Here is a 26,446-nt window from a genome sequence, read left to right on the forward strand (position 1 = left end):
TCAGGATTTAGCTTCAATAACAAAAGCGTTTAATTGCGCCATTTTTGCGTTACTAAATTTCCAGACGTCACAGTAATCGTAAGCTGTTATTTTTCCGTTTTCATCTTTCATTTTGATTTTGCCAATTGCAATAACAAAGTCATCTTCGGCCACTAAATTTGCTACTTCAAAATTTGGTGGTTCTTTGTAGGCGGTTTTCATCCAGTTTCTAACGGCTTCTTTTCCTTTTAAAGTTTGCTCGCCGGTAAATGTCCATTCAGTATCATCGGTGCAAAAGGTTAGAAAACCTTCATTATCACCCTGAGTAATGGCTAAGTTAGCCTTTTTGAGTATTTCTTTATTATCAATTGCACTCATACGATTTTAAAATCAGGATTAGTCAATTTTATAACCGTCGTCTGCAAAAGTTTCCGGTTCACGATCATTCTCATCGTAATCTTCTACCAAATCATCATCCAGATCGTCTTCATCTAAATCATCTTCTTCCTCCAAATCATCTTCTTCAAGCTCCTCTTCATTTAATTCGCTTTCGTCATAATTTTGTTCAAGATCTTCCTGATCGTCTCTTTCAAGAGCATTCGAATACTCATTGTCCAAATAATTCTGATCTTCGTTTAGAAGCATTTCCTGCTCAAACGTATTTTCGTCACCAATATGTTTTTGTTGGTATTGATCAACATAACTTTGGTTTTCTTCAGTATTATTTTCGTTTTGATCGTAATATTTGTTGCTATCTGTTGTCATAATAATGGTTTTAAAGTTGATTTATTATTGCTGAATTTTAGCTTTCAATCAAAATTAACCTCAAAAACAACAAATTGTCTTATAGCATTAACAGAAAAAATTACTTAATTATCATTGTTTATTATTTATGCTTTGTACTTTTTCAAGGATAAGTGTAATTCTTTCTTCAATAGTTAAGTCGCCTGAAATTTTTAAAATTGGAAACGGAACGGTTTTGAGCCATTTTTCGTGAGCATTAAAATTCCGGCCTGCAATACCTGTATGGTTATCATAATCCGTTGCCCATTCTATAAAGTTTTCAAATTGTTTTATTCTGGTCGGATCAGTATAAATAATGTTTCCGTATCGTTCCAATTCTCTTTTCTTTAATCTTTCAATTCTAATAGCAGGAGGGATCCAAAGAAAAACTACCAGGTCAAAATCAGGAAATACATTTTCTCCCCATTCAAAAATTGATCCTCCTAAAATCCAGTTTTTTAGATTCAGGTCTGTTTTTATCGTAGCATTTCTTTCATCAGGATTTCGTTTTACTGTAAAAGGCGGTTCGGTAGTTTCCCAAAAATAATTATCACTATCAAAATAAGTCAGGCTAAGTTTTTCGGCCAATATTTTTCCTGTTGTTGTTACGCCGCTTCCGGAGGCACCAAAAATGTGAATTTTCATCTTTAAGAATTGCTACTATTAAACCTCAATATTACAAAATCTTTTATTGTTTTGAGTTTACAAAAGGAGACTGGAATTGATATATCACCAGAAATCAAAAAAGAATTTGCGAATATTAATAAATTATTAAATGAATAAATCGTAAAAATATCAATAACCGTTTATCTTACATTTGTAAGGGTCTTCTTTAACAATTAAAATTGCATCATGAGTTCTAATTTGGTATTAAGGTTACGAGAGGGAGATGATTCCTGTTTTAGAGAAATCTACGATTTATATCATTTTAAAGTATTTTGTTTTGTCAAAAAATATACTGCACAGCTGGCAGATTCAGAAGATGTTACTCAGAACGTCTTTATTCATCTTTGGAAATATCGCGCAAAATTAGACCCAAACGTAAGTCTGGAAGCCATTTTATTTAAAAGTTCAAAACAAGAGATCTCTAAATGGTATAAAAAACAAAACAGGATTTTTTCTGTAGAAAACGAACAGTTGATTAAAGAATTGGATTCTCCCTCAGAATCAGACGACGATATTGATTTAAAGCTGGAACAAATACAGTTGTTACTGGATCAAATTCCCGAAAAAAGAAGAAAAATTTTCAACCTTCACAGGTTTGAAGACTTAAGCTATAAAGAGATTGCCATTGAGATGAATATGTCACCAAGTGCGGTTGCGAATCAAATATCGAAAACACTGCAGTATCTTAAAAAGAATTCGGTACAAAATCATGAACTGTATTGGTTTGCGTTGTTTTTTATGAGTCAGCAAAACCTAATTTCGTAACATTCTGCGCGATTATTTTTTACAGTTTAAAATGTATTGAAATTGCTGTTTTTTTGCATCATTTTAGGTCTTTTAGTATTTAGTCATGTTATTGCAATTCTTCTTTTACATTAAGAAAACGTTAATAGTACTATTGGCCCATGATATTTGATTCATTGGAAATCTAATGTAGTTGTATCGATAAGATTAGGTTTAATTTTCAACAACAAACATTTAAATTGTAATGAAGTCAAAAAGATTAAAAGACGAATGGAATGCAATACCAAACAGAGGAATTCTTCCTGGGGAAACTTCATCTCGTATGTGGAAGAATATTCGAAATGTTACTGTTGATAAATACAAAAACTTTTATAATTGGACAGCAGTTGCCTGTGCCGTATTTGTTCTTGGAATTGGTGTTTATAGTTTGATACCTCAGGCTAAAATTGAAATTGCTTCGACAAAAACATTCAATAAAGATATTCGACTTTTAAATTTGCCTGATGGTACACGCGTCTGGCTAAATGAAAATACAGAAATTGAATATCCTAAGGAATTTACAGGAAAAGAAAGAACAATTACTTTAAAAGGAGAGGCTTTTTTTGAAGTAAAGCGCGATCCGTCGCATCCTTTTGTTATTAGTTCAGGACCTATAAAAACTACCGTTTTGGGCACTTCTTTTAATATTAAAGCCTACGATCACCATCAGCCGGAAGTTAATGTGAGAACCGGAAAAGTAAAAGTAGAAACGGAAGAAAATACCGTTTTTTTGCTACGAGGAGACAAAGCCGTATATGGCGCCGGAACTTCGATGGTGTTTAAGGAAAAAACAACAATTCTGGAACCAAAATGGAAAAAAGTGCTGATGTACGTTGATGATTTGACGCTGGAAGAGGTGATTACGAAGTTGAAAACCGATCATCATTTTGAAGTGACTTATCTCGATGAAGATTTACGAAACTTAAAAATGCAGGGAACGCTGGATACGAGACAAGGTTTTTATGAAATGCTGCAGACTATTGCATTTGCATTGGAAATCAAGATTCAATCTACAGGAAATAAGACTTATCTCATTAGTCACTAAATATAAATTACAAACATTTTAAAATAACATTTTAGCCAAAATCAACTTTGCGCTACAAGACAAGTATTGCAATATTTTAAAAATATTAACCCAAAATATCATATAAAAATTAATTCTAATAAACTAACAATTATCAATTATGAACAATGATTTTTCCAGGCAGTTTGCCATTTGGATTTTGTTTTTCGGTTTCCTTTTTGGAACGCACACTATGTATTCGCAAACCGGTACCGTTTCGGTTGATTTTAAAAATTCTACGCCTCAAAAAATAATAGATAATTTAAAATCCCAGACTCCGTATCAGTTTATCTATCAAAAAGATCTCGATTTGAGTTTGCCATTAGTTACATTAAAAAAAGACAATGTTTCTATCGACGAAATTTTGACGGATTTGCAAAGTATGACCAATTTAAATTTCAGAAGAAATCAAAATAATATAGCCGTAAACAGTAAAGATACGGGCAAAAAAAAAAAGAAAGGAAAAGTAACGGGTAAAGTCGTTGATGTAAACGGACTTTCGCTGCCAGGAGTAAATATAAAAGTGGCGGGTCTTAATTATGGCGTGCAATCTGATATTGATGGTAATTATGTTCTGGAATTGGAGCCGGGTGATTATACAATCGAGATAAGCGCTATTTCGTTTCAAACACAAAAAATTACGGGTGTAAAAGTGCTTGAAGATCAGGAAACGCCATTGGTTGTGTCCTTAAAAGAAGATACACAATCATTGAAAGAAGTCGTGATTATTCAGGATTATAAAAAAGCTACAGCTTCGGTTGAAGGAATGTTGCTGCAGCAAAAAAAAGCACCTCAATTTTCTGATGGTATTTCTGCAGAACAAATTGCCAGAACGCCGGACAGAGACGTTGCAAGCTCATTAAAACGTATCACGGGAGTAACAACTGTGGGCGATAAATATGTGGTGGTGCGCTCTATGGGCGAAAGATGGAATCAGGCTGTTATGGACGGAATTGCCCTGCCGAGTACAGATGCCTATCAGCAAAACTTTTCTTTTGACATTATTCCAACTTCGATTGTAGAGAGTATTGTGGTGAGCAAATCGGCCACTCCGGATATGTACGCGAATTTTGCCGGAGGTTATGTAGAGATAAAAACAAAAGACATTCCAAAAGAAAATTTCACCAATTTTTCTATCAGTACTTCATATAATAGCAGAAGCACGTTTAAAGAACGACTTACAAAACAGGAAGGCGATTATGATTATTGGGGATTTGATGATGGAAGACGTGATTTTCCCAGTGCTGACAATCTAACTGCGCAAAATGTAAAAAGTGATGCAGCAGATCCGAATATTTCTATCCGCGAATCAAAACAATTTACAGAGGATAATTTAACTACTTATAAAACGTATGCGGCTCCCGGTACTACACTTCAATTTGGTATTGGACGAAATTATAAATTACAAGACAATAACAAATGGGGATTTACAGGGTCTTTAATTTTTAAGAATACGCAGGAGAAATTAGATATAGAGCATACAGAAAGAGGGAAATACAAAAGCAATTCAGAGTTTTCTGCAGAAAACGAAACTGTAGCATATTCTACCTTTAACAAATACGGGTTTAAGAATTCAGGAGCCACTTATAATTTTAATTCAACTTTGGGCGGAATGTTTAATGCGGCAATTCAGTTTGATAATCATAAAATTACAAGCCGTAATACTGTAATGCACATTTATAACAGTCAATTAACCCAAATTACAGGCTGGGATAATGGAGTTCCTATTGATGATATATTGGATAAAACTACATTGGCCAGAACAGCAGAGACTAATTATCCGGTTTATACGACTTTTATTCAGAATAAAATTGAAGGAAATCACAAGTTTAATAAGCTTGAAATCAATTGGTATGGTGCTTACGGAAATGTTACAAAAGACACTAAAGACGCCACATTTATAAATATGGATCGAAGAAAAATTGGTGACGATATACTAGTTTATTACGATGTTTATAATGCAACCCAAAATATTAGAAGAAGTAATTTTAAAAATGATGAGATTGATTATAATGCGGCTATTAATTTTAAATACTCGTTTAATTTTAGTGATTCTTTTACAAACGATATCAAAGCCGGATACTTCGGGACTTATAAAAAAGCAACTAATCAACAGGTATCCGTTAAATTAGAAACCTTTGGTCAGGAAACCGACAGAGGAAATATTTATGGTTCACTGAAAGAATTTTTAGACGGATCAAACTATTACTACGGTGGTTATGGCTGGTTTGGCGGCTTTAAATATGGTAATCAATATGTTGGAGATATCAAAGTACATTCGCCGTTTTTAATGCTTGACAATAAAATGGGGCGCTTTGTACGCTTTGTCTGGGGCGCCAGAGCAGAAAGTTACCTTTACACGCAAATTGAAAGTCAGTCTATAGATTCTGGTAGTTTTGAACAAGAACAAAAAGATGATAAGTTATGGCAGTTTTTACCTTCAGCCAGTTTAATTATTAGCCCTACAAATAAAATGAATGTTCGATTAGGGTATAACAGATCTGTTTTGCGCCCTCAGTTTGCAGAACGTTTGAACATCCCATATTTTGATCCTATTCGTTCTTATTTTATTTATAATTATACAGGTGGAATTGTTTCAAGTGTTGCCAATAATTATGATTTTAAAATGGAATGGTTTCCTTCCGGTGGCGAAATTTTGTCCTTTGGTGTGTATCATAAAGATATCGATAATCCTATTGAAAGTGTTGGGGCATTAAGTTCATCTTTAGAAAGAAATGTTTATAACATAAACTCCTATGACGCTAAACTTTGGGGTTTTGAAGTAGAATTTTATAAAAGTCTTTCCTTTTTAGGCGAAGGCCAAACCCTAAAAAACTTGTTTATTAACGGTAATGCTACTGTAAATTCTACCAAGGTAAGATCGTATCAAAGATTAGACGGATCTGGTATTCTGTATGAAGCAAACAGACCGTTGTACGGGCAATCGCCGTACAGTTATAATTTTGGTTTAGACTATGTGGGTGAGCGTTTAGGATTTAGTATTAAGCATAGTGCGGTTGGCGATCAATATATACTGGTGGGATTTGAATACGGTGCCGAGGAAATTCGTAAACCTTATGGTATAACAGATGCGCAGGTGAGTTATAAATTCTTTAAAGAAAGAAACCTGGAAGTAAAATGCAGTCTAAAAAACCTGTTTGATACCAGTATAGAAACCTACAACAACTTTAATAGTTACAGTAAGAGACAAGACGTTCCTATTGGATCTAACCCAAGGGAGGGATTTGCTCTTGGAGCCGGAGCGACAGATAAATTCGATCAGGATATTGATCAGGAATTATTTAAAGCAAAAAATGGAAGAACGATAAGTATATCCATTAATTATTCCTTTTAAATATTTAATAATCAGGAAGATTTTGGTGCTTTATGGCGGTGATTGTTATGCATATTAAGAAACCGTTAACAATAAAATCAGGGGATGATATTTTGATTTTTCAAACGCTAATGTATTTAGTTGTAAGTATTAGATTTCTTTTTTGTTTAGTGCATGAAGCAAAAATGGAATAAAGTACTTTAAGATGTTCTCTAAATAATTTGATATAAATTTTAGAAGAATGGAAAGCAAACCTTTTACTGCGTTAAAAAAATCCTATGAGTAAAAGACGGAATATTAGGTATAAACCCCGATGGTAAAGCGGGATCGTTTATTGAAAAGAACTTTACCAAAAAAGAGAAAGACCTGAGGAAAGATATTTTGCTGCTCTCTCCAAAGGCCTAGTTTGTAATTGCAGCAAATATAGCATTAAATAAATTATTATGAAAAAATTTTTTCTATGTGCAATGATTGCTCTGGCTGTGAGCTCTTGCCAAAATGATGATTCAACTGCTGATTCTTCTTTTTCTATGAAAGCTGCTGGTGCTGACTACAGTGGATATCCTGGAACAGTACAAACTGTTAGTGGGGATATTACAACAAACACTACCTGGACAAGCGATAAAGTTTGGGAAATTGAAGGTGTAGTTCGTGTAAAATCTGGTGCTACATTAACTATTCAGGCTGGTACATTCATTAAGGCAAAACCTTTAGCCGTAGGAGTTGCTACAGGAGTTCTTGTAATTACTAAAACAGGTAAAATTGATGCACAAGGAACAGCAACTGCTCCGATTATTTTTACAAGTTACAATTTATTAGACGGTGCTGCTACTACAGCTACTCCTGGAGATTTTGGAGGTGTTGTTATATTAGGTGACGCTGTTGTAAATAACGGATTGGATAATAACATTATTGAAGGATTAGGAGATCAGCCTAATGTTTCTGATTTCTACTACGGAGGTTCTAACAATGCTCATAATGCAGGAACTTTACAATATGTTCGTATCGAATTTGCAGGACGTATTATAACTACTTCTCCTGATATAGAAATCAACGGATTAACATTTGGTGGAGTTGGTTCTGGTACAACAGTTAACCACATTCAGGTATCTTACGGAAGAGATGATTCATTTGAGTTTTTTGGAGGAACAGTAAGTGCTACACATTTAGTTTCTTTTGCTCCGGATGATGATAACTTCGATTTCGATTTTGGTTATACAGGTACAATTACAAAAGCGATTGCAATTGCAGATAGTAATTCCAGCCACAGTTTAAGCAGCGGAAATCCTGATTCTAACGGTATTGAATTAGATAATAATGCTTCAGGAACACCTGCTACAACTGGTATCATTACACGTCCTGTTCTTAATCAATTGTCAATTATTGGTGTAAGCTCAACTACAGTTGCTGATTTATACGAAAATGCTATTCACGTACGCAGATTAGGACAAATAAGTTTAACTGATGCAACCGTTACAGGATATAACACAGGAGTTAGATATGAAGCTCCATCAACTCAGGCTAGTTCTTCTTATTTAAGAGTATCAATCCACGGGTTTGATAATGTAGCTCTGCCAACTGGAACAACTTTCTCAGGTTTGGGTACAAGTATTTCAACTGCAAATCCAGCTCCAAAATGGGGTCTTACACAGCCTTTCTTTAATGATGGCGTGCTTAATTTAACAGGAAGTACTGGTGCATTTAGAACCGAAGCTCTTTGGACTAACACTTGGACAAAGTTTACTAATTTTTAATTTATACAGAGGTTAATTATTAAAACTACATGGGCAGATCTGTATCTGCCCATGTTTTAAAATAAAATTTAAAATTTTAAAAAATGAAAAAAAATCTACTTTTAGTATTATTTATAATGATGACAACAATAGCATCTGCTCAATTTACAATATGGGAAGATGATTTTGATGATGCTGATGTTTCTGACTGGACTTTATTAGACAGAGATGGGAATGGAAGTAATTGGTTTGCAAGAAAAAACATTCAATTTGATACAGGTACAGGTGGTGTTATAGATGGTACAGTCGATGTTTTAGGTACTTATAATATTGATTTAGCAAATGGAGGAACTCCACTTGAAACTACCGAAGATAATTTTGCAATATCACCTGCCATTGATGCTTCTTTTTATTCCGGAAAACTATCCTTGATACTACATGCACAAACTAGTATTTACGACGCTAATCAGGATCTTTTTGTATATGGTTCTACTTCGCCAGATCCTGCTACATTTACACTTATAAGTACAGTGACTTTAGAAAGAACATCAGCTGAAGAAGCAGAGTTTAAAGATTATACGGTAGATATTTCTGAATTTACTGGAGAAACAGCAGTTTACATAGCATTAGGAACTAAACTTGGTTTTCCTTTTATTGGTTACGAAATTGATAAAATCTCTGTTACTGCCGAAACACTTTTGGGTGTTGATGATGTTGAATTAGAATCTCAGATTTGCAGAATAAACCAAAATCCGGTACAGGAAAGTTTACAATTGCAATTGGCAGAACAATATCAAAACGAAGAAACAGCATTAAAAATCTATAATGCAAACGGAATTTTAGTTAAAGAATTTCCATATAAACCAGAAAATTTATCAGTTAGCGATTTGCCAAAAGGCTTTTATTTCCTTGCTGTTTCTAACAATGGTGTTTCTAAAAAATTAAAGTTCATCAAAAAATAAATTCGGAATTTTTATGATTTCCGATACTTAAAACCTTTACAATAAATAAAACTGAATATGAAGAATATCTTGACAAGAGTATTAATTTTCTCTATCATAATTGCATTTTTTGAATCTTGTAACAATGACGAATTGATTCCGTATTATGGTACAGAAACCAATTTACCCGGAAAAGTCGTAATAACAGGTTATAGCGCCCTGAATGATTCTATACAAATAAATGTAAACGGAAAACTTATTGAAATAGGGAAAGAGAAAGATAAAAAAACGGCTTTCACAAAAAAAATTGAGACAGAGTATCAGTTTGTTTATTTTGGGGATAAATCAAAAACTTTTGAAATAACTGATAAAGCAACAAAAAAGGTTTTACACAGCTATAATTTTACTGCCGAAAAAACCATTGATACAATTTCTTTTTTTGCAAAAGAAAACATCTGGATAGAGAACATTTCAGCAATAAAGCCAGGGGTTTTAAGTAAAACAGGAAATACGGGTTATAAGTTTATATTTCCGACTCAAAACTTATATTCTAAAAGCGGATATGAAGGGAATCTTGACGGAATCCTGCGTAAAATTAACGGCCAGACAATTGGTAAAGTTGAGAATATCAACAAAGATCAATTTAGTTCTTTTATTGAATTTCCGTATAGTTCGCCTCCTACAATTTTAATGGAATTGGTAAAACACGGAACAACAGAATCCTACGTTCCGGGAAAAAAAGTTATCGTTATTTTAACCATGTCTGTTAACAAATCTAAACTAATAGTTTTAGATGAAAAACAAGATGCAAACGGTGCTTTTGCCAGCGTAGACGGAAATTTAAATTTGGTAGATTATTTTGTTTTTAAATAAAGAAAATAATATCAGGAATAATAAAATTGAATTCATATTTATAGATTTTAAAATGAAAAATAAAGCGTTAAGCTATCTTTTTTATGGCATTATTCTTTTGATAGAAGTTATCATTCTTTCTTCCTGCTCTTCAGATGATCCGGAGCAGGTTTACACAGAAGGAACAAATGAATACACCAATGAATGGATTTATGGGCAAATGAAAAAATATTACCGTTGGAATGACGCTATGCCAAATCAGGGCGATTTATCAGTAAATCCCAAAGAGTATTTTGCAAGGTTATTAAAAACAGATGATGTTTTTTCGTATGCGATGCATCCCGCTTTACCGGAAACCGCACCAAAAAGCCTGCGGCAAAAATTTGGATTTGATATTTCGTTTATGGAATATCAAGGCAAGGTTCTCGGGGTAATTTTATATGCATTGTATGATTCTCCAGCCAAAAATAATGGTTTGGCAAGAGGACAATTAATCACAAGTGTTGATGGTGTCGAATTGACTTTAAATAATTACGACAGCCTCTACAAAAATATGACAGCAGCAACGCAATTAAATTTAAAATTAATTTCATACTCAGCACAGTTGGGGTTTTATAATGAAAAACAAGTTGCTATTTCTCAGGGTTTCTCGTTTACACAGCCACTTTTAAGCCAGGTTATTACAAACGGAAACACTAAAATTGGTTATGTCCAAATTCCGCATTTTGATGTTGGTATGGCACAATTATTCCTGCAGACTTTTCAGGAATTAAAAAGCAAGGAAATAACAGAATTAGTTTTAGACCTTCGCTACAATGGCGGAGGAGATATAGCTTCGGTAACAGCATTAAGTATTATTTTGGCTCCCAACATAAAATCAGGTGATTTGTTTATCGAGTTTGAAGGAAATAAAAACGGTGGTATTGTAAAACAGTCTTTTCAGCAGGCATTAGAAAGTAATGAAAAAAGTATAACCTTTGAAGCGCTTAAAAACACGCATCCAAATATTCAAAAAGTATATATTTTATGCGGAAAACATACTGCATCGGCTTCAGAAATAATCATAAACAATCTAAGCCCTTTTATAAATGTAATTACAATAGGCGAGAAAACGGTTGGTAAAGACGTTGCGGGATTTCCTGTAGAAGATGACAGAATTTCGGGCAAAAAAGGATGGGTTTTATACCCTTCTATCTATAAATTATTTAATGCAAAGCACGAAGGAGGTTATTCTGCGGGAATAAATCCTTCAATTAATGCAGATGAAGTTGAAAATCTTGAAGTCTTTGCGTTAGGAAATCGTTCTGAAGTTTTATTAAATACAGCTATAAATGCAATATCAGGAAACGCAGGCAAAGCAAAAATGGTAAAATCGCACGCATTACCGCTTTCAAAAGTTTATACCGATGCCGATCCGTTATTGGTTACTCCGTAAATTAAAATTTCCATTCAATATCCAGAATTACTATGCAAGGAATAAGTTCTGCAGAACATCGAATTTTATTGGCCGCATTCCGTAAATTTGAGTACATGTCAAAAATTGCCGGCGACAAAATAGGAGAGACAGAAGATGTAAAAACAAGAAAGGCAATGGAAGAACTTGACTTGCTTTATGACAAGTTCCAAATCTTATTTGGCGAATTGGAGAAATGCACCCGAGATTATGAACTCAAGAAAAAATCTACACGCAGCATTATCAACAAAAGCATCCGAAAATTAATGCCGGCGATGCAAAACGAAAATGATACTATCAATTAATTGAATAACCATTTAAAATTTTTAAGTGGTTTTTGTCTTTTTGACCTTTTTCAGGATTACCTCTTGTTTTTATTCAAAATTTATTTATATCATGATATAAATGTTATAATATTTCTTATATCTCTTTTAATTTTGATTGCTTTTAAAGCCAAAAAAGAAGTTTGTAATAAAATATAAATACTCAGATTATCAATTATTTAAGTTTTTCAATGTTAAGCTTTCACTCAAACTAAAAGCTTAACATTGGACAATGTGTATTAACAGTATATTTGTTAATAATTTGATAACATTAAAATAAAGTAAAGATAACTTTAATGCTAAAAACCACGTAAAATCCTAAAATAATACATGCCGCATGAAAGAAAAAGACATTACAAACACTCAGGACCAAACAGAAAATAGCAATTTGATTACTACTGATGAAAACACAACCAATGTTGAAGCAGGAAATGAAATAATTGCCGAGGAAACTGAAACTAAACCTGCAAATACAAAAAAGAAACCCGCTGCTAAAGTTGCTAAAACATCGACAGTTTCAACAACAGAAACAGCAGAACAAAAAGAAGAAGCGATTTCTCCTGAAGTTTCAACAGAAACTGAGGAAATTGTTTCAGAAGAAGGAGATAAATCTAATACTAAAAAGAAGAATAAAAAGATGAAAGAAAAGGAAAAAGAAAAAGAGAAAAAGAAAAAACAAGTAGCTAAGAAAAAAGAAAAAGCGAAACTGGATAAAAAGAAAGACAAAGCTAAAAAAGCAAAACAAAAAGCTAAAGCGAAAAAGAAAGCTAAAGCGAAAAAAGCAAAAGATAAAGTAAAAGCGAAAAAAATTGCTAAAAAGAAAGCTAAAAAATCGAAGTCAAAATCGAAAAAGAAAAAATAAAAAATAAGCCCTGAATTTCAGGGCTTATTTTTTTTATAGCTATTTCAGAGCTGCATTTTTTAACTTTACCTGTTTGATAAGATGTAATGAATCTGAGATAAGGGATTTAATTTCCAAAGCAGGAATTTTGGCAATTTCGGCAGCATTTTTTGTTAGTCCGTCAATGCTCATCTTAGCAAATAAAAGATCACTTTCAAACGATCTTAATATCGAATTTTCTAAAATTGTATTCTTTTTATAGTAGTAAATGGCATTATGTAGATCTTCAATTTGTCCGGTAAAATCAAAAATAGCTTTTTTAGAAACCGCGCGACTATAATAGCTTGAAAAGTCCAGAGGATTCGCTTCAATTGCTTTGTCAAAATCTTCGATCGCATTGTAATGATAGTCCATTTTTTGCAAACAATTTGCTTTTAATTTGTAAGCTTCGTGATGAGAACCGGAGCTAATAGCATTGTCTAAATGAATGATAGCTTCTTGAAAATGGTTTGCGGCATAAAGTTCTTTTCCTTTTTCAAAATGAACAGATTCTTCGCCGGCAGTAATAGATTTTGAAAATTTTCCTCTAATTTTTTCGAGCGTTAAATTGTTGAACCACTTCATATCTTTTGGTTTTTGGTTGGTCATAATTGTAATAGCAAGGAAACGATTTATAAAATTGGGGAGGATTTAAAGATAATTAAAATTTGGAATATTTAGAGTTTATTGTTCAGATAAAATATAATATTTTGAAAAAAAACCGATTATAAAGTATTGTTAAACATTGTTTTAGAATATAATAGTCGCGCGATCTACTGCTATGAAAGAGATAAGCGAAAATTTGTTTTACACAATCAAATCTCCATTTTTAGTCAATACATCCAGGTTGGCAGTAACTAATTCTGTGGCAGTATAACCAAATTGTTTTTTGAAGGCAAAAGAAAAATGAGAAAGGTTTTCAAAGCCAACTTCATAGCAAACATCTATGGCTTTTTTCTTGTTTTTTGTTAGCTCATAATGTGCTAATTCTAATCTTTTTGCAGTAAGCCATTTTTGAGGAGTAGTATTAAAGTATTTTCTAAAATCTCTATTAAATGTCGATAAACTGCGGCCGGTTAAATATCCTAAACGGTCTAATGGCATATTAAACATAAAATTGCGTTCCATAAAATGTACTAAATCAATTTTTCCGGGTTCCTCAAAATTTGCGAGAATAGTATCTATTTCCTTATCAATAGTTCTCAAAATAGTGATCGCTTCGGTTATTTTGAGTGAAGCAATATCTTCCGGAAGTGCTGTCATATCAAAATACGGAATCAATGAAGTAAGACAGCTTTCTAATAAGGGATGATTATTATAATAGTTTATTTTTGGAGAGATTGAAGTTTTGGGCTTAATATCGAGATTTGCATAAAAATCTTTAAGTCTGGCAGTAGTTAAATGCATTACCACTGTTTTGTGCGGCTCACCATCTTTTGGATAATTGATTATAGTGGCCAGTTGATTTCTGGGAATAAGAAAAATATCTCCTTTTTTAAAAATGTGAATAGTATCTGCCTGAACAATTTTTGTTTCCCCCGAAATAAACCATACCAGCATATGCTGATCGAATATGATATCTGATTTAAAAAACTTGTCTTCATAAGAAGAAAGTTTAATGTCCGGAGTAATATATTTTGCCTCAAATTCCATTTGTCTGTGATAATTCGTTTTTTAAAAATAGGATGAGGTTAAATCAATAGTTTTTTTGGAAAACACATACACCAAATTTATTAAAATTATATTTGTAATAATGTTGCCGCCAGTAATGCCGACAACATTATTTTAATTTCATTAGCTAACTTTAAATGCAATTCCGCTCATTTTTTCACTAAGTATCCATAAACGTTTGGCATTATCTTCATCCAGCGAATATAGTTTTACACCAGATGATATTGATGTTTCTGTTGCTATAGGAGCGACCTCAACATCTTCGCAGTAAACACCTCCAACAGTATCAAGAAGAGCGCTTGTGGCACACCAGACAGTTGTTGCAGCCCCTTGTGGAATCGTTTTTAAGTTGGCTAAAATCTCAGGCAAAATAGCACCATTTGCATCACAGAAACCCATTTTTTGAAATAATTCTAATGATGCTTCCCTGCCAAGTTCAGTTCCATTAATAGATCCCGGATGAAGAGAATAAGACCTTACACCAAATTCTTTACCACGAGTATCCAACTCAAGAGCAAATAAATTGCAGGCTGTTTTTGATTGTCCGTATGCCTGTAAAGTTTCATACTCTCTGTATAGAAAATTAGGATCATCAAAATTGAAAGGAGCAAATTGGTGTCCTTGCGATGATACATTTATTACCCGTGCAGAATTGGCTTTTTTTAAAGCAGGCCACAATCTCGCTGTAAGCTGAAACTGAGCTAAATAATTTGTAGCCAATTGCGATTCGATACCGCGATTGTCTCTTCGAAAAGGAACCCACATAATGCCTGCATTATTAATAAGTAAATGCAAGGGCCTTTCTGACTGCAAAAATTTTTGTGTAAATGCATCTATAGAATCAGGATTCATCAGATCCATTTCTGCCAATTCTATATTGGGAACATTCTGTAAATTCTTTTTTGCTTTTTCAATATCTCTGGCAGGCACTATTACTGTTGCTCCGGCAAAGGCAAGAGTTTTGGCAGTTTCTAAACCAATACCCGTATTACCGCCGGTTACAATAGCAATTTTGCCCGTAAGATCAATTCCTTTAATTACATCATTTGTTGTTGATTGTGCATTAAATCCAGAACCAACCGGGTTTTGCATTGCTCCCTGATAATTATTACTTTCCATTTCTTATAATATTTAGTTGATTATTATAAGGCAAAGTTATCGGTAAGTTAAAGTAGTGAGTTTGTTCAAAATGTCATTTTACTTTGTTTAAAATGTCATTTTGTTTTTTAATTAAAAGATGTAGTTTGTTATCCTTTATTTGTACTGAAACAAGAAACTTTTGAAATAGCTACACCCATTCTCCATAAGTATCATAATCATCCGGTAAATACGTTAGATACTGAACCATTCTTGGGTTTTCTCCCTTGTTTGGCGTTGCACAATGTGGCAGAGCATTATTCCAGATTATAAAATCACCAGCCTCGCCAATTATGGGTTCAGCTTTTAAGGTTAAAGCTTTTTCTCTTGGATTTTCATTTGGCAGAAGATCATTTAGCCAATTATTTATAGTATTATGAAATCCTGGAACACAATGGAAAGCACCATCATTAACACCACAATCACTAAGATAGAGTAGTCCCTGCAATCCAAATTTTATGGGCTGTTTTAAGCTGGTATCCCAATGAAGCGGACTTCCTAAAAAACGAAACTCCTCAGTTTCGGGAGGATTAAAGCTTACTTTGTCTATCGTTTTGTATATTTTATTTGTCTTATAAAGCTGCTCGTAAGCTTTTTTTATTCTTGTAGAAAATCTGTTTTTATTTAATGTTTCATGATTCGAAAAATTAAGCATTAATCCTTTTTGATCCTCATGTCTTTTATACCAGCTTTGTTTATCATTGGGATCCATTTTTAAGAAATCCCAAATGGCTTGTTGTGTATCTTTACAATCTTCTTTTGAAATAGCATTTTTTAGAATAACATAACCGTTTTTATTCCAAAATTGAAGATCCTGTTCTGAAAGTACGTTATCTTCAAAATAGTTAACCTCAGTATTTTCAGATGCAAGCCTATTGGTAATCCAGGTTTTAAAAGTTTCAAAATCAGGATTTTCAAAATACAAAAACTGTAAAGCATCTTCTATACTAATACCCAATTGATATAAGGTTTTAATTTCATTATCCCAAGTTTGGGAAGCGTTTGCAGAAGTATGGCCGGAAGGATGTAAAGTACGTTCCCATAATTTTTCAAGAATAGTCCAGGGCATGGTTTTTTGGTGGTTTATGTTTGAGGTTGGTTATTTTACTTTTTAGTATTTCAAAAATACACTTTTTAAAGTGTTTGATTTAAGGTAAAAATACCTGTTTTGATTCTAAAATTTATAATGTTTTGATTTGTATTTAATTGTGTAACAAAAAGTTAAAATAGTGAAACAAAAAAAACTTACATCTAAGTAACTTTGAAAAAGCTTTATATAAACTTAAAAATTACATTATGAAAACTATATTCAAATTCAAACTATTAGTGTTTATACTTTTAATAGCACTAACTTTTTCGTGTAAAACAAATTCTGCTTCAGGAAGCTCTACGACAACAGATTCTGATGCTATAAAAGCCGGAGACAGCACATCACTAAATTCCGGAACAAGAGGCACAACCCGAAACAATGAAGGTAATGAAGATGGAGATCCGGCTCCGGGAGACAGAGAAACCCCTAAAAAATAGCATTTTTTGCTAATTGAAACAAAACATATTTAAGTTTTAGAAAAAACTCCATTTCGTATGGAGTTTTTTTTTGCTTTTTGAAAATCTCTTACTTCATTTTAATTTTTAAAAGTAATGGCTTTATATCTACATAGTTATAAGCTAATTTTTCTTTATTTTTGTTAAGGAACTTTATAAAAATTATGAAAGCATTAGTTATTGGTGCAACAGGCTCAACGGGAGAATTTCTGGTTGATGAACTTTTGGCAGATAAAAATTACGAATTGGTTACCATTTTTGTAAGAAGAGCAACAGGTAAAAAGCATCCAAAACTCGTAGAAGAAATTGTTGATTTCTCCAACATAGACAATTATAAAGATTTGATTGTAGGCGACGTTATTTTTTCTTGTTTAGGAACAACGCTCAAAGCAGCAGGCTCAAAGGAAAATCAAAAGAAAATAGATTTTAATATTCCTGCAACATTTGCAAAATTAGCCAGAGAAAATGGCGTTTCATCCTTTGTTTTGTTATCTGCTTACGGGGCTACTTCAAAGAGCAAAGTTTTTTATTCGAAGATAAAAGGAGAACTCGAAGACAGCATTGCAGAGCTCAATTTTGAACAGTATATTATTTTTAGGCCAGGATTGCTTTTAAGAGCAAATTCAGATCGTTTTGGTGAATATGCGATGGCAAAAATATTAAAAGCAGTTAACTCAATTGGCTTATTTAAAAAGTTCAAACCACTGCCAACTGATTTGCTGGCCAAGAAATTAGCAAAGGCTCCAACAGTGCTGCCTAAAGGCGCTTCAATTATCGAACTTGATAAAATATTCAGTTTTGCCAATATGTAGGACAAAATGTAAATTAATGCATTCATACTTATTTTTATAAAGATAGTTATATCTTTGCGCCAGATTTTGGTCTATTTTTCTTAGAAAAAAATAGTTAAAAGGGAATCAGGTGTAAATCCTGAACAGACCCGCTACTGTAAGTTCTGTATAAGTCTTTAAACGTTACCAATGCCATTGTCCCGATCTCGGGATGAGAAGGCTGTTTAAAGATGGAACAAGTCAGGAGACCTGCCATAATCAGATAGTTTAAGACTTTCGTGGAATAAAGTTGAACAACAATAAACGGACCTGCCATTATATGGCGGGATTCTTTCTTATTGCTTTTTTGATTATTACATCCCAAAGTTTATTTAATTAAATAAGTGATGTATAATACAAAAAAAATACTTTTATTCATTGTTCTGTTATCTCCTGTTATACTTCATTCTCAAGTATCTAATGATAGCTTACGCGTTTTAAAAGAAGTAATTTTAAAAGGAAAACCCTATCAGGAAGTAATTCCTGTACAAAGTCTTTCGGGAGTATTGCTTGAAAATCTCGCCAGCCATAATGTTGCCGATGCGCTTCGTTATTTTGCAGGAACTCAAATTAAAGATTATGGCGGTCTTGGCGGACTAAAAACCGTTGATGTACGCAACATGGGTACACATCATGTGGGTGTTTTTTACGATGGAATTCAATTAGGCAATGCCCAAAACGGAGTTACAGATCTTGGGAAATACTCTTTGGACGACATGGAATCCCTAACCATGTATAACGGGCAAAAAAGTGAAATATTTCAGTCGGCAAAAGACTTTGCGGCCGCTTCAACTATTTATTTAAGAACGAAACGACCTGTTTTTTTAGAGGCTAAAAAAACAAATGTATTAGTGCGTTTCAAAACAATGTCTATCAATTATTTTGATCCGTCTTTTAGATGGGAACAAAAGTTGAGTGACAAAGTTAGCCTGAGTGTAAGTTCTGAATACATAAAATCGAATGGGCAATATAAATTCAGGTACAAAAGAAATAATCTGGACGGAACTGTGGCTTATGACACCACTGCAACCCGACACAACAGCGATATAGAAGCACTAAGATTTGAATCCGGTCTTTACGGAAAAATAAAAAATGGTTCGTGGGATGCAAAAGTGTATTATTATGATTCTGACAGAGGTGCTCCCGGTGCCATTGTCGAAAATAAATTCTCAGACGGTTTTAGGCAATACGATAAGAATTTTTTCTCGCAAGGTACTTTTATAAAAGACTTTACCGATAAATATAAATTTCAGGCAAAGGCAAAATATGCCTACGATTATACCCATTACGTTGCCAGAGATACTACAAATGTGCTTGGCGAAACCGTAACCGAAGGAGCACAGTCAGACGATAGTTATTACCAACAGGAATATTACTTATCGGCAGTAAATATGTACAGCATTTTGCCAACCTGGGATATTTCACTTTCTACAGATTTTCAATACAACAGATTAAATGCAACCAGAAAAGGAATTAAAACCTTGTTTTCTTATCCCGAGCGTTATACAGCATTGTTTTCTCTCGCAAGTTCTTACAGAGTGGGCAGATTTAAAGCTTTAGGAAGCGTTGTTGGTACGCACGTACACGAAGAAGTACGCTACAATGCAAAAGCGCCCGATAAAACAGAGTTTACCCCGGCATTATTTCTGGGTTATACACCTTTTGCAGCTTACGATTTTAATCTGAGAGCATTTGCAAAGCGTATTTTCAGAATGCCCACTTTTAATGATTTATATTATACAATGGTTGGTTCAAGCACTTTAAGACCTGAGTATATGAATCAATATGATGTTGGGTTCACTTATAATTTGCCTGTTAAGGAAAGCTTTTTTGACAAATTTTCTATTCAGGTCGATGGATATTACACCAATACCAAAGACAAAATAATCGCCGCTCCAACAGGAAATTTGTTCCGATGGATGATGACCAACATGGGGCAGGTAAAAGGGCATGGAATTGAATCTGTTATTAATATGGGCATGCATATTAACAAATTGAACCTTGTTGCAAATTTAACTTATACCTATTCTGAAAGTCGCGATTATACCAAATTTGGAGGCTTGGAATTGTCTTCTTATGGCGATCAGATTCCTTACACACCCTGGCATAGCGGGTCCGGAATACTAAATGCCAATTATGAATCGTGGAATTTCAACTATAGTTTTATCTATGTAGGAAAGCGATACAATGGCAATGTAAACAACATCAGAATCAACGAAGTACAGCCTTGGTGCACACATGATCTATCGGTACAAAAAGCATTTGCAATTCATAATTACAAATTAAAAGGAACGGTAGAACTCAATAATGCACTCAATCAGCAATATGAAGTGATTTACAATTATCCGATGCCGGGTCGTACGCTAAAATTTATAATCAGTATTGAGCTATGAAAAAGATAACCGCAAAATTAGTACTTCCTTTATTTATAGCCCTTGCTTTTGTTTCGTGTAGAGAAGAAGAAACCATTTTTCCATCTTCGGATGTAAGTGTTGCTGCACCCAGAAGTGATGGCAATATAGAAGGTTTTTATCTTCTAAACGAGGGAAATATGGGAATGAACCGGGCGAGTATAGATGTTTTTAATTACAGAACAGGAAACTATACAACCGATATTTACTCAGAACGCAACCCGACAGTCGTAAAAGAATTAGGCGATGTTGGAAATGATATTCAAATTTATGGCAACAAGGTTTACGCGGTAATAAATGTTTCTAATAAAGTAGAAGTTATAGATAAATGGACGGCAAAACGCATCAAAAAAATTGATATTCCCAATTGCCGTTATGTAACTTTTTATAAAGATAAAGCATACGTGAGTTCTTATTCGGGTCCAGTTGCTATTGACCCTAATGCAGAAATTGGTTTTGTTGCCGAAATTGATACCACATCATTAGAAATTAAAAGAAAAGTTACAGTAGGATACCAGCCCGAACAAATGGTGGTGCATAACGGTAAACTTTATGTTGCTAATTCCGGAGGCTATAGAGTTCCTAACTACGACAGAACAGTTTCTGTAATCGATCTTGAAACTTTTACCGAAATAAAGAAAATAGACGTAGGTATTAATCTCTACGGTATGCAAATAGACAGCAGGGGAGATATTTATGTGAGTTCAAGAGGGGATTATTACAATACGCCGTCCAATCTTTTTGTGATAGACACCCAGACTGATGAGAAAAAAATGCAGTTGGATCTTCCGGTTTTAGGAATGTGCCTTGTTGACGATTTACTTTATTACTATAGCGTTCAGTGGAGTTATCTCACGAATAGCAACAAAATTACTTATGGGATATTAGACACCAAAACCAAGAAAATTATAAGCGATAAAATTATTACGGATGGTACAGATAAGCAAATCATGATTCCGTATGGACTTCAGGTAAATCCTGAAACCAAAGAAATCTACATCACCGATGCCCAAAATTATGTAGTAACCGGATATATCTACTGTTTTACGCCCGAAGGAAAATTAAAATGGAAAACAACAGCAGGAAATATCCCCGCACATATCGCTTTTATAACCAAAAAATAAAACCAGAAACATGTATTACAAATCTTTAAAACATTTAAAGTTATTACTGCTTTTTTTCTTTGCAACAGTAATCTTAACCAATTGTTCTGACAGCGATAACACCCAGCCAGATAAAGAACAAGTTGAAAACAATGAATATAATGCATCGCGTTTTGCGATAGTGTCTTTAAGTTCAAAAGTAAATGTTGGCGGAGATGCCACTTACAGTTGGACGGCAGTAAATGCTTCTTCAGAAAATTACTCTTTGACTAATAATAGCTCAAAAGAAGCATTATTTGCAGCAACAGAAGTTGGGACTTATGAATTTATAGTTACCATCAATGACAAAGGAAATACAAAAACAGATACAGTTAAGGTTTTTGTAAGTGCAGAAGCTAAAGAATTAAAAAGTTACATCGCAAAAGTATTCGAATTTAAACCGGCTCCGGGACAATTTGTCAATGATCTTCCGGTGGCAAATGATGGTGACACTGCCGAGAGAATATTAAGCAGAGCCAATTCGTATCTCGCAAAGAAAAATGGAGATCTTGTTTCGCTTGGCGCATTTGGCGGTTATATTGTTTTTGGGTTTGATCACACAATTGTAAACCTTAAAGGAAAGCGTGATTTTAGAGTTTTAGGGAATGCTTTTTGGGCAGAAACCAATCCTAATCCGAATGCAGAATTGCGTGGCGGAAGCAGCGAAGCCGGAGTTATAATGGTTTCATATGACAAAAACAAAAACGGACTCCCGGATGATGAATGGTTTGAAATTGAAGGGGGAGGACATAAAATGGATAAAACCATTTCAAATTATGAAATTACGTATCACAGACCGGATCCTAATAAAATACCTGTGCCAGGAGGTGGAACCGGAACAGTACTTTTTACCGATATAGAATACATTTATTGGACAGATAATCAGGGTAAGAATGGTTATTTGGCACAAAACAATGCTTACAATCATTCATTGGATTATTGGCCGAAATGGCTTAAAGATCAGGAAACAATCACTTTTAAAGGAACGCGATTACCCGATAATGCTGTAGATGAAAGCGGAACCGGAAGTTATTTTGTGCAATATGCCTTTTTATACGGGTACGCAGATAATGCACCCAATGCCGATGATGATTCCGGAATAGACATTAACTGGGCCATCGACAAAAACGGAAAGAAAGCAGAGCTTCCGGGGATAGATTTTGTAAAAGTTTACAACGGTCTTAACCAACAAGCGGGATGGCTGGGAGAAACTTCAACAGAAATAATGGGCGCAACAGATCTTCATCTTTTAGGAGAAAATATCCCTACGCGATAAATCAAACAGTATCAAAACCAAAATTATTATATCAGAAATTATGAAAAAAAATGTTACCCATCTTCTATTGTTTGCCCTCGCATTCTCGTTTATCGGATGCAGCAGTGATAACGATAAACCGGATGAAAATGCCAATGTAATTGAAATTACGCTTCAGGAAAAATATGAAATTCCAACTTTCACAGTTTTGGATATTGCAGCTTCTGATGCCGGAGATACGGCAAAATACGAGTGGATCATGACAAAAAATCCTGTTAACCTGGTAACAGATTCTATTGTTGGAAATACAAAAGATTTAAGATTTACAGCGATTTATGCCGGTGCTTATGAATTTACTCTGAATGTTACAGCTGCAGAAAAAAAAGGAAGCAAAACGACAACTGTAAACGTTACAAACGAAACTTCAAATTATAATCCTTACATCACAAGCATTTTTGATTTTGATCCTGCGCCGGGCATGTTCGCCAACGATTTGTATAAAGATGGCAATTCTAAAGAAGACGTCATGAAAACGGCTTTGGGCAGAATCAACGAAACCAGTGTAGGTTACCCATTAGATTTGGGAGGCTTTGGAGGTTCAATAATTGTTGGTTTTGACCATACCGTTGTTAATGTGGCAGGAGCAGAAGATTTTAGACTATATGGAGGAGATGTATCAAATCCAACATCATCTAAAGCAAATCCGCCGGCACCGGGATTGATTTATGTCGCCTATGATAAAAATAAAAACGGAAAACCCGATGCAGACGAATGGTATGAAATTATTGGAAGCCAGCACTCGAAAGCCAATACAATTAAGAATTTTAAAGTTACTTACCATAAAAAAGCTGCCGGAGAACCTTTGGTAACATCGAGTGCCCTTTTCTTAGATTATGAACATGTTTTTTGCGAAAACAATCAGAACGAAACCTATTATTTGGCAAGACCCAGAGCAAAAAAGGAATTTTATCCGTTATGGGCAACACAAACTACAGTTACTTATGAGGGCCTGAAACTAGATGTAGATTTTGAAACCGCACGTGCAGGTCAGACTACTTTGTGGAATTCTACTCCTCCGGAATGGGGATACGTAAATGCCATAAACCCGAATATTGATATTGACTGGGCAGTAGATAAAGACGGAAATAAAGCCAATCTTCCGGGAATCAATTTTATTAAAGTAATTAACTGTGTGAGTGAACCAATGGGACTTTGCCAGCAGCAATCTTCAATGGCGACTGTATTTGCAGGAGCAGGAGACCTTCATATATTAAAAAAATACAATCTAAAAAATAAATAAGTAAGACCATGAAAAAGTATTTAAAGTATAGTTTATTTCTAATCGCTTTTGTTTGTTTTTACGCGTGCAGCAACGACGATCCAAAGCCGGAAGAGGTTATAGAAGAGCCTGTTAAAGACCCAACAATTGCTATAAAATTAGCTTCAGATTTTGCAATAGAACAATATAATGTTACAGAAATAACTCCGGAAGTAGTAATCGAAAATGGTGACGGAAAAACTGCCAAATACCAATGGTCAGTAAAAGTTTCTGATAAAGATGGTGTTGCAAAAGATTCTGTCATCGGCGACAGCAAAACTTTATTATTTATTACGCCAATAGCAGCTGATTATGTGTTAGATCTTACGGTAACAGTAGACAAAATTGTAAAACAGGCTTCTACTAAAGTTACGGTTTCAGAAACCGGGAAAACCTATACAGCAAAAGCATTAACGCTTGTAGATTTTTTACCAGCACCAAGCTTTAGTGTAGCGAGTTACACTACAAAAGAAGAAGCTTTTCAGCAAACTCAGGCAACGATAAAAGAAGGTGGTTCTGTTTATTTGGGAACATTTGGAGGATATATTATTACAGCGTTTGACCACACAGTTGTTAACGCTTATGATAAACGTGATTTTACTGTTCAGATGGCAACAGGAACTACTTCAATTAAATATTCTCCCGTAAGTATAGCCGTAGCTTATGATGCAAATAAAAACGGGATGGCAGATGAAAACGAATGGTATGAAATAGCAGGAAGCGAATATTATAAAGCTACAACAGTTAAAAATTACCAACTAACTTATCATAAACCTGATGCCACGGCGAGTCCGGTAACCGGAACAGCAACATGGCAGTATGATACAGCCTATCTTCCGTGGACAGACAACCAAAACGGATCTGGTACAATTACGAAAACCAATAATCGCAGACGAGTTAATTATTATCCGGCATGGGCAGCAGATACTTATACTTTAAAAGGAACAAAAGTAGCTATACCGGTAAAAGATGTAAGCGACGGTGCCGGTACAGCTTACAATGTTGGAACTTTTGAATGGGGTTACGGTGGTATTAAAGATCCATCAATAGACATTAGCTGGGCAGTAGATAAAGATGGAAAAAAAGTGCATTTACCGGGAGTTGATTTTGTCAAAGTTTATGTGCCAACATTTACAGCATTGGGAGCTGCAGATTTATTAACGAGCGTTTTTCAGGAAGTATCGGATTTAAATTTTCCAAAGAAGTAATTATTAATACTGTTGAATTTGAGGTAATTAAGAATGAATATTAATCCATAAATTTTATAAATCATGAAAAAAGTAGTTTATTTTTTGACATTCGGTTTGATGTTGGGATTTTCGTCCTGTAGTAGCGACGATGATGTTTTAGGCAGTGAAAGTAATTCGGCAGTAAAAACGTCATCAAAAACAGCAAAAATAGCTGTTACAGATCCTTCGATAGGAACCACGACAACTCTTAATCTTACCAGCGCTTTATTAAGCAGCGGTATTACAACTACAGGAGGAAAGTACTGGCAAAACACTTATGTTTCTAACACCAACCTGAGTGTAGATATTTTTACATTTTCGCACACAGCGACTTCTTCAGGTTATAATTATTGGGATGGTTTTATTGTATCAAATGTAAATGATATTACAAATTATGGCTCTGGTTCAGGTTCGGGCGGATCAGACGGCTGGGTGCCTCATCAATGGGGAACTATGGCCGGAAGCGGTTTCGGAACTTCTTCTACAACTACGCCAGGTACACCGGGAACTTCGGGAGATCCTTATATTGTGGCTTATTGGTCGAGTTATTTAGATCCTCAAAACCCTGAAGGAAGCACCTTTAGCGAAAGCGGTTTTTCTAACTGGATTAAAATTGGAAATACAGGAATATATACTGTTGAAGGTTTAAAAATCAATATGCATCCATGGCCCTATTACGGCTGTTTGTATGGCGATGGATTTGCTCAGGCATTTGCTTCCGGAGATCATTTTGAATTATTGATTTATGGTGTTGATGAAAATGGAGTAATTACAAATCCGGTAACTCAGAGTCTGGCAGATTATACAGGATCATCTTTGGTTATGCCTACTGGCTGGATTACTGTTGCAGCCAGCAAACTCCAGGCTTTGGGAGACGTTCAATACCTTGTTTTTCAAATGGCTTCAACAGATTCAGATCCACTTTACGGAATGAATACGGCGGCTTATTTCTGTTTAGACAAGCTTTCTGTAAAGCGTGTAGATTAATTTAAGCAGTTTTTAGATTAAAAAGAACCCCTTTTACCAATTTGGTAAAAGGGGTTTTTCAGTTATAACAGAATAAAGAAGTGATTTAAGTTTGATATCCAATTGATTTAATAAGCTGAATACCAGTAAAT

The 26,446-nt window shown here is 34.3% G+C and carries 24 protein-coding genes and 1 riboswitch; of the genes, 17 read left to right on the forward strand and 7 right to left on the reverse strand.

Annotation, left to right across the window (positions count from 1 at the left end; genetic code table 11):
• The 3 genes from AC4FQ3_RS01735 to AC4FQ3_RS01745 form a co-directional block, all read right to left on the reverse strand.
• Complete coding sequence (locus AC4FQ3_RS01735) at nt 1-357, reverse strand: nuclear transport factor 2 family protein (RefSeq protein ID WP_491180628.1); 357 nt, start codon at nt 355-357, stop codon at nt 1-3.
• Nucleotides 358-375: 18 nt separating this feature from the next.
• Nucleotides 376-744 (reverse strand): hypothetical protein, encoded by a 369-nt coding sequence (locus AC4FQ3_RS01740; RefSeq protein ID WP_491180629.1) that lies wholly within the window; start codon nt 742-744, stop codon nt 376-378.
• 111 nt (nt 745-855) lie between these two features.
• Nucleotides 856-1,407 carry an ATP-binding protein gene (locus tag AC4FQ3_RS01745; protein ID WP_491180630.1) on the reverse strand — a complete coding sequence of 184 codons (552 nt, stop codon included), beginning with the start codon at nt 1,405-1,407 and terminating at the stop codon, nt 856-858.
• A gap of 207 nt (nt 1,408-1,614) precedes the next feature.
• Between AC4FQ3_RS01745 and AC4FQ3_RS01750 the strand changes: the two genes are divergently transcribed.
• The 9 genes from AC4FQ3_RS01750 to AC4FQ3_RS01790 all read left to right on the forward strand — a co-directional run bounded on the left by AC4FQ3_RS01750 (nt 1,615) and on the right by AC4FQ3_RS01790 (nt 12,772).
• On the forward strand, nt 1,615-2,193 hold the full coding sequence (locus AC4FQ3_RS01750; RefSeq protein WP_042563450.1) for an RNA polymerase sigma factor: 579 nt from the start codon (nt 1,615-1,617) through the stop codon (nt 2,191-2,193).
• Between the two features lie 223 nt (nt 2,194-2,416).
• Nucleotides 2,417-3,256 (forward strand): FecR family protein, encoded by an 840-nt coding sequence (locus AC4FQ3_RS01755; RefSeq protein ID WP_491180631.1) that lies wholly within the window; start codon nt 2,417-2,419, stop codon nt 3,254-3,256.
• A gap of 139 nt (nt 3,257-3,395) precedes the next feature.
• Nucleotides 3,396-6,629, forward strand: a complete 3,234-nt coding sequence (locus tag AC4FQ3_RS01760) for a TonB-dependent receptor (protein WP_491180632.1) — start codon at nt 3,396-3,398, stop codon at nt 6,627-6,629.
• Between the two features lie 422 nt (nt 6,630-7,051).
• Nucleotides 7,052-8,362, forward strand: a complete 1,311-nt coding sequence (locus AC4FQ3_RS01765; RefSeq protein WP_491180633.1) for a beta-helix domain-containing protein — start codon at nt 7,052-7,054, stop codon at nt 8,360-8,362.
• Between the two features lie 83 nt (nt 8,363-8,445).
• Complete coding sequence (locus tag AC4FQ3_RS01770) at nt 8,446-9,303, forward strand: T9SS type A sorting domain-containing protein (protein ID WP_491180634.1); 858 nt, start codon at nt 8,446-8,448, stop codon at nt 9,301-9,303.
• Between the two features lie 57 nt (nt 9,304-9,360).
• A complete protein-coding gene (locus AC4FQ3_RS01775; protein ID WP_491180635.1) occupies nt 9,361-10,155 on the forward strand; it encodes a hypothetical protein in 795 nt (264 codons plus the stop codon).
• Nucleotides 10,156-10,207: 52 nt separating this feature from the next.
• Complete coding sequence (locus tag AC4FQ3_RS01780) at nt 10,208-11,569, forward strand: S41 family peptidase (protein ID WP_491180636.1); 1,362 nt, start codon at nt 10,208-10,210, stop codon at nt 11,567-11,569.
• A gap of 32 nt (nt 11,570-11,601) precedes the next feature.
• Nucleotides 11,602-11,892, forward strand: a complete 291-nt coding sequence (locus AC4FQ3_RS01785; RefSeq protein ID WP_042563456.1) for a hypothetical protein — start codon at nt 11,602-11,604, stop codon at nt 11,890-11,892.
• A gap of 355 nt (nt 11,893-12,247) precedes the next feature.
• A complete protein-coding gene (locus AC4FQ3_RS01790) occupies nt 12,248-12,772 on the forward strand; it encodes a hypothetical protein (protein WP_042563457.1) in 525 nt (174 codons plus the stop codon).
• A 39-nt stretch (nt 12,773-12,811) separates the two neighbouring features.
• On the opposite strand, the gene AC4FQ3_RS01795 is transcribed toward AC4FQ3_RS01790, so the two are convergent.
• The 4 genes from AC4FQ3_RS01795 to AC4FQ3_RS01810 all read right to left on the reverse strand — a co-directional run bounded on the left by AC4FQ3_RS01795 (nt 12,812) and on the right by AC4FQ3_RS01810 (nt 16,667).
• A complete protein-coding gene (locus AC4FQ3_RS01795; RefSeq protein WP_491180637.1) occupies nt 12,812-13,375 on the reverse strand; it encodes a tetratricopeptide repeat protein in 564 nt (187 codons plus the stop codon).
• A 222-nt stretch (nt 13,376-13,597) separates the two neighbouring features.
• A complete protein-coding gene (locus AC4FQ3_RS01800) occupies nt 13,598-14,443 on the reverse strand; it encodes a helix-turn-helix domain-containing protein (RefSeq protein WP_042563459.1) in 846 nt (281 codons plus the stop codon).
• A gap of 141 nt (nt 14,444-14,584) precedes the next feature.
• On the reverse strand, nt 14,585-15,580 hold the full coding sequence (locus tag AC4FQ3_RS01805; RefSeq protein WP_491180638.1) for an SDR family NAD(P)-dependent oxidoreductase: 996 nt from the start codon (nt 15,578-15,580) through the stop codon (nt 14,585-14,587).
• 169 nt (nt 15,581-15,749) lie between these two features.
• Nucleotides 15,750-16,667, reverse strand: a complete 918-nt coding sequence (locus AC4FQ3_RS01810; protein WP_491180639.1) for a phytanoyl-CoA dioxygenase family protein — start codon at nt 16,665-16,667, stop codon at nt 15,750-15,752.
• A 227-nt stretch (nt 16,668-16,894) separates the two neighbouring features.
• On the opposite strand from AC4FQ3_RS01810, the gene AC4FQ3_RS01815 reads away from it, so the two are divergent.
• The 8 genes from AC4FQ3_RS01815 to AC4FQ3_RS01850 all read left to right on the forward strand — a co-directional run bounded on the left by AC4FQ3_RS01815 (nt 16,895) and on the right by AC4FQ3_RS01850 (nt 26,315).
• Entirely contained in the window at nt 16,895-17,125 is a 231-nt protein-coding gene (locus tag AC4FQ3_RS01815) for a hypothetical protein (RefSeq protein WP_302095853.1), read from the forward strand.
• A 182-nt stretch (nt 17,126-17,307) separates the two neighbouring features.
• On the forward strand, nt 17,308-17,955 hold the full coding sequence (locus AC4FQ3_RS01820; protein ID WP_491180640.1) for an NAD(P)H-binding protein: 648 nt from the start codon (nt 17,308-17,310) through the stop codon (nt 17,953-17,955).
• Between the two features lie 50 nt (nt 17,956-18,005).
• Nucleotides 18,006-18,205: riboswitch (cobalamin riboswitch) on the forward strand.
• 115 nt (nt 18,206-18,320) lie between these two features.
• Complete coding sequence (locus tag AC4FQ3_RS01825; RefSeq protein WP_491180641.1) at nt 18,321-20,366, forward strand: TonB-dependent receptor; 2,046 nt, start codon at nt 18,321-18,323, stop codon at nt 20,364-20,366.
• On the forward strand, nt 20,363-21,508 hold the full coding sequence (locus AC4FQ3_RS01830; protein WP_042563470.1) for a DUF5074 domain-containing protein: 1,146 nt from the start codon (nt 20,363-20,365) through the stop codon (nt 21,506-21,508). Before AC4FQ3_RS01825 ends, AC4FQ3_RS01830 begins: the two co-directional genes overlap by 4 nt.
• Before the next feature lie 10 nt (nt 21,509-21,518).
• Nucleotides 21,519-22,802: a PKD domain-containing protein gene (locus AC4FQ3_RS01835; RefSeq protein ID WP_491180642.1), complete on the forward strand. Its 1,284-nt coding sequence runs from the start codon at nt 21,519-21,521 to the stop codon at nt 22,800-22,802.
• Nucleotides 22,803-22,842: 40 nt separating this feature from the next.
• Nucleotides 22,843-24,081 carry a PKD domain-containing protein gene (locus tag AC4FQ3_RS01840; protein ID WP_491180643.1) on the forward strand — a complete coding sequence of 413 codons (1,239 nt, stop codon included), beginning with the start codon at nt 22,843-22,845 and terminating at the stop codon, nt 24,079-24,081.
• Between the two features lie 8 nt (nt 24,082-24,089).
• Entirely contained in the window at nt 24,090-25,307 is a 1,218-nt protein-coding gene (locus AC4FQ3_RS01845; protein ID WP_491180644.1) for a hypothetical protein, read from the forward strand.
• Nucleotides 25,308-25,370: 63 nt separating this feature from the next.
• Nucleotides 25,371-26,315, forward strand: coding sequence for a DUF4465 domain-containing protein (locus AC4FQ3_RS01850; RefSeq protein ID WP_491180645.1), 945 nt, complete (start codon nt 25,371-25,373; stop codon nt 26,313-26,315).
• The last annotated feature ends 131 nt before the right edge of the window (nt 26,316-26,446 follow it).

The sequence above is a fragment of the Flavobacterium sp. AK-345 genome, assembly GCF_058310175.1.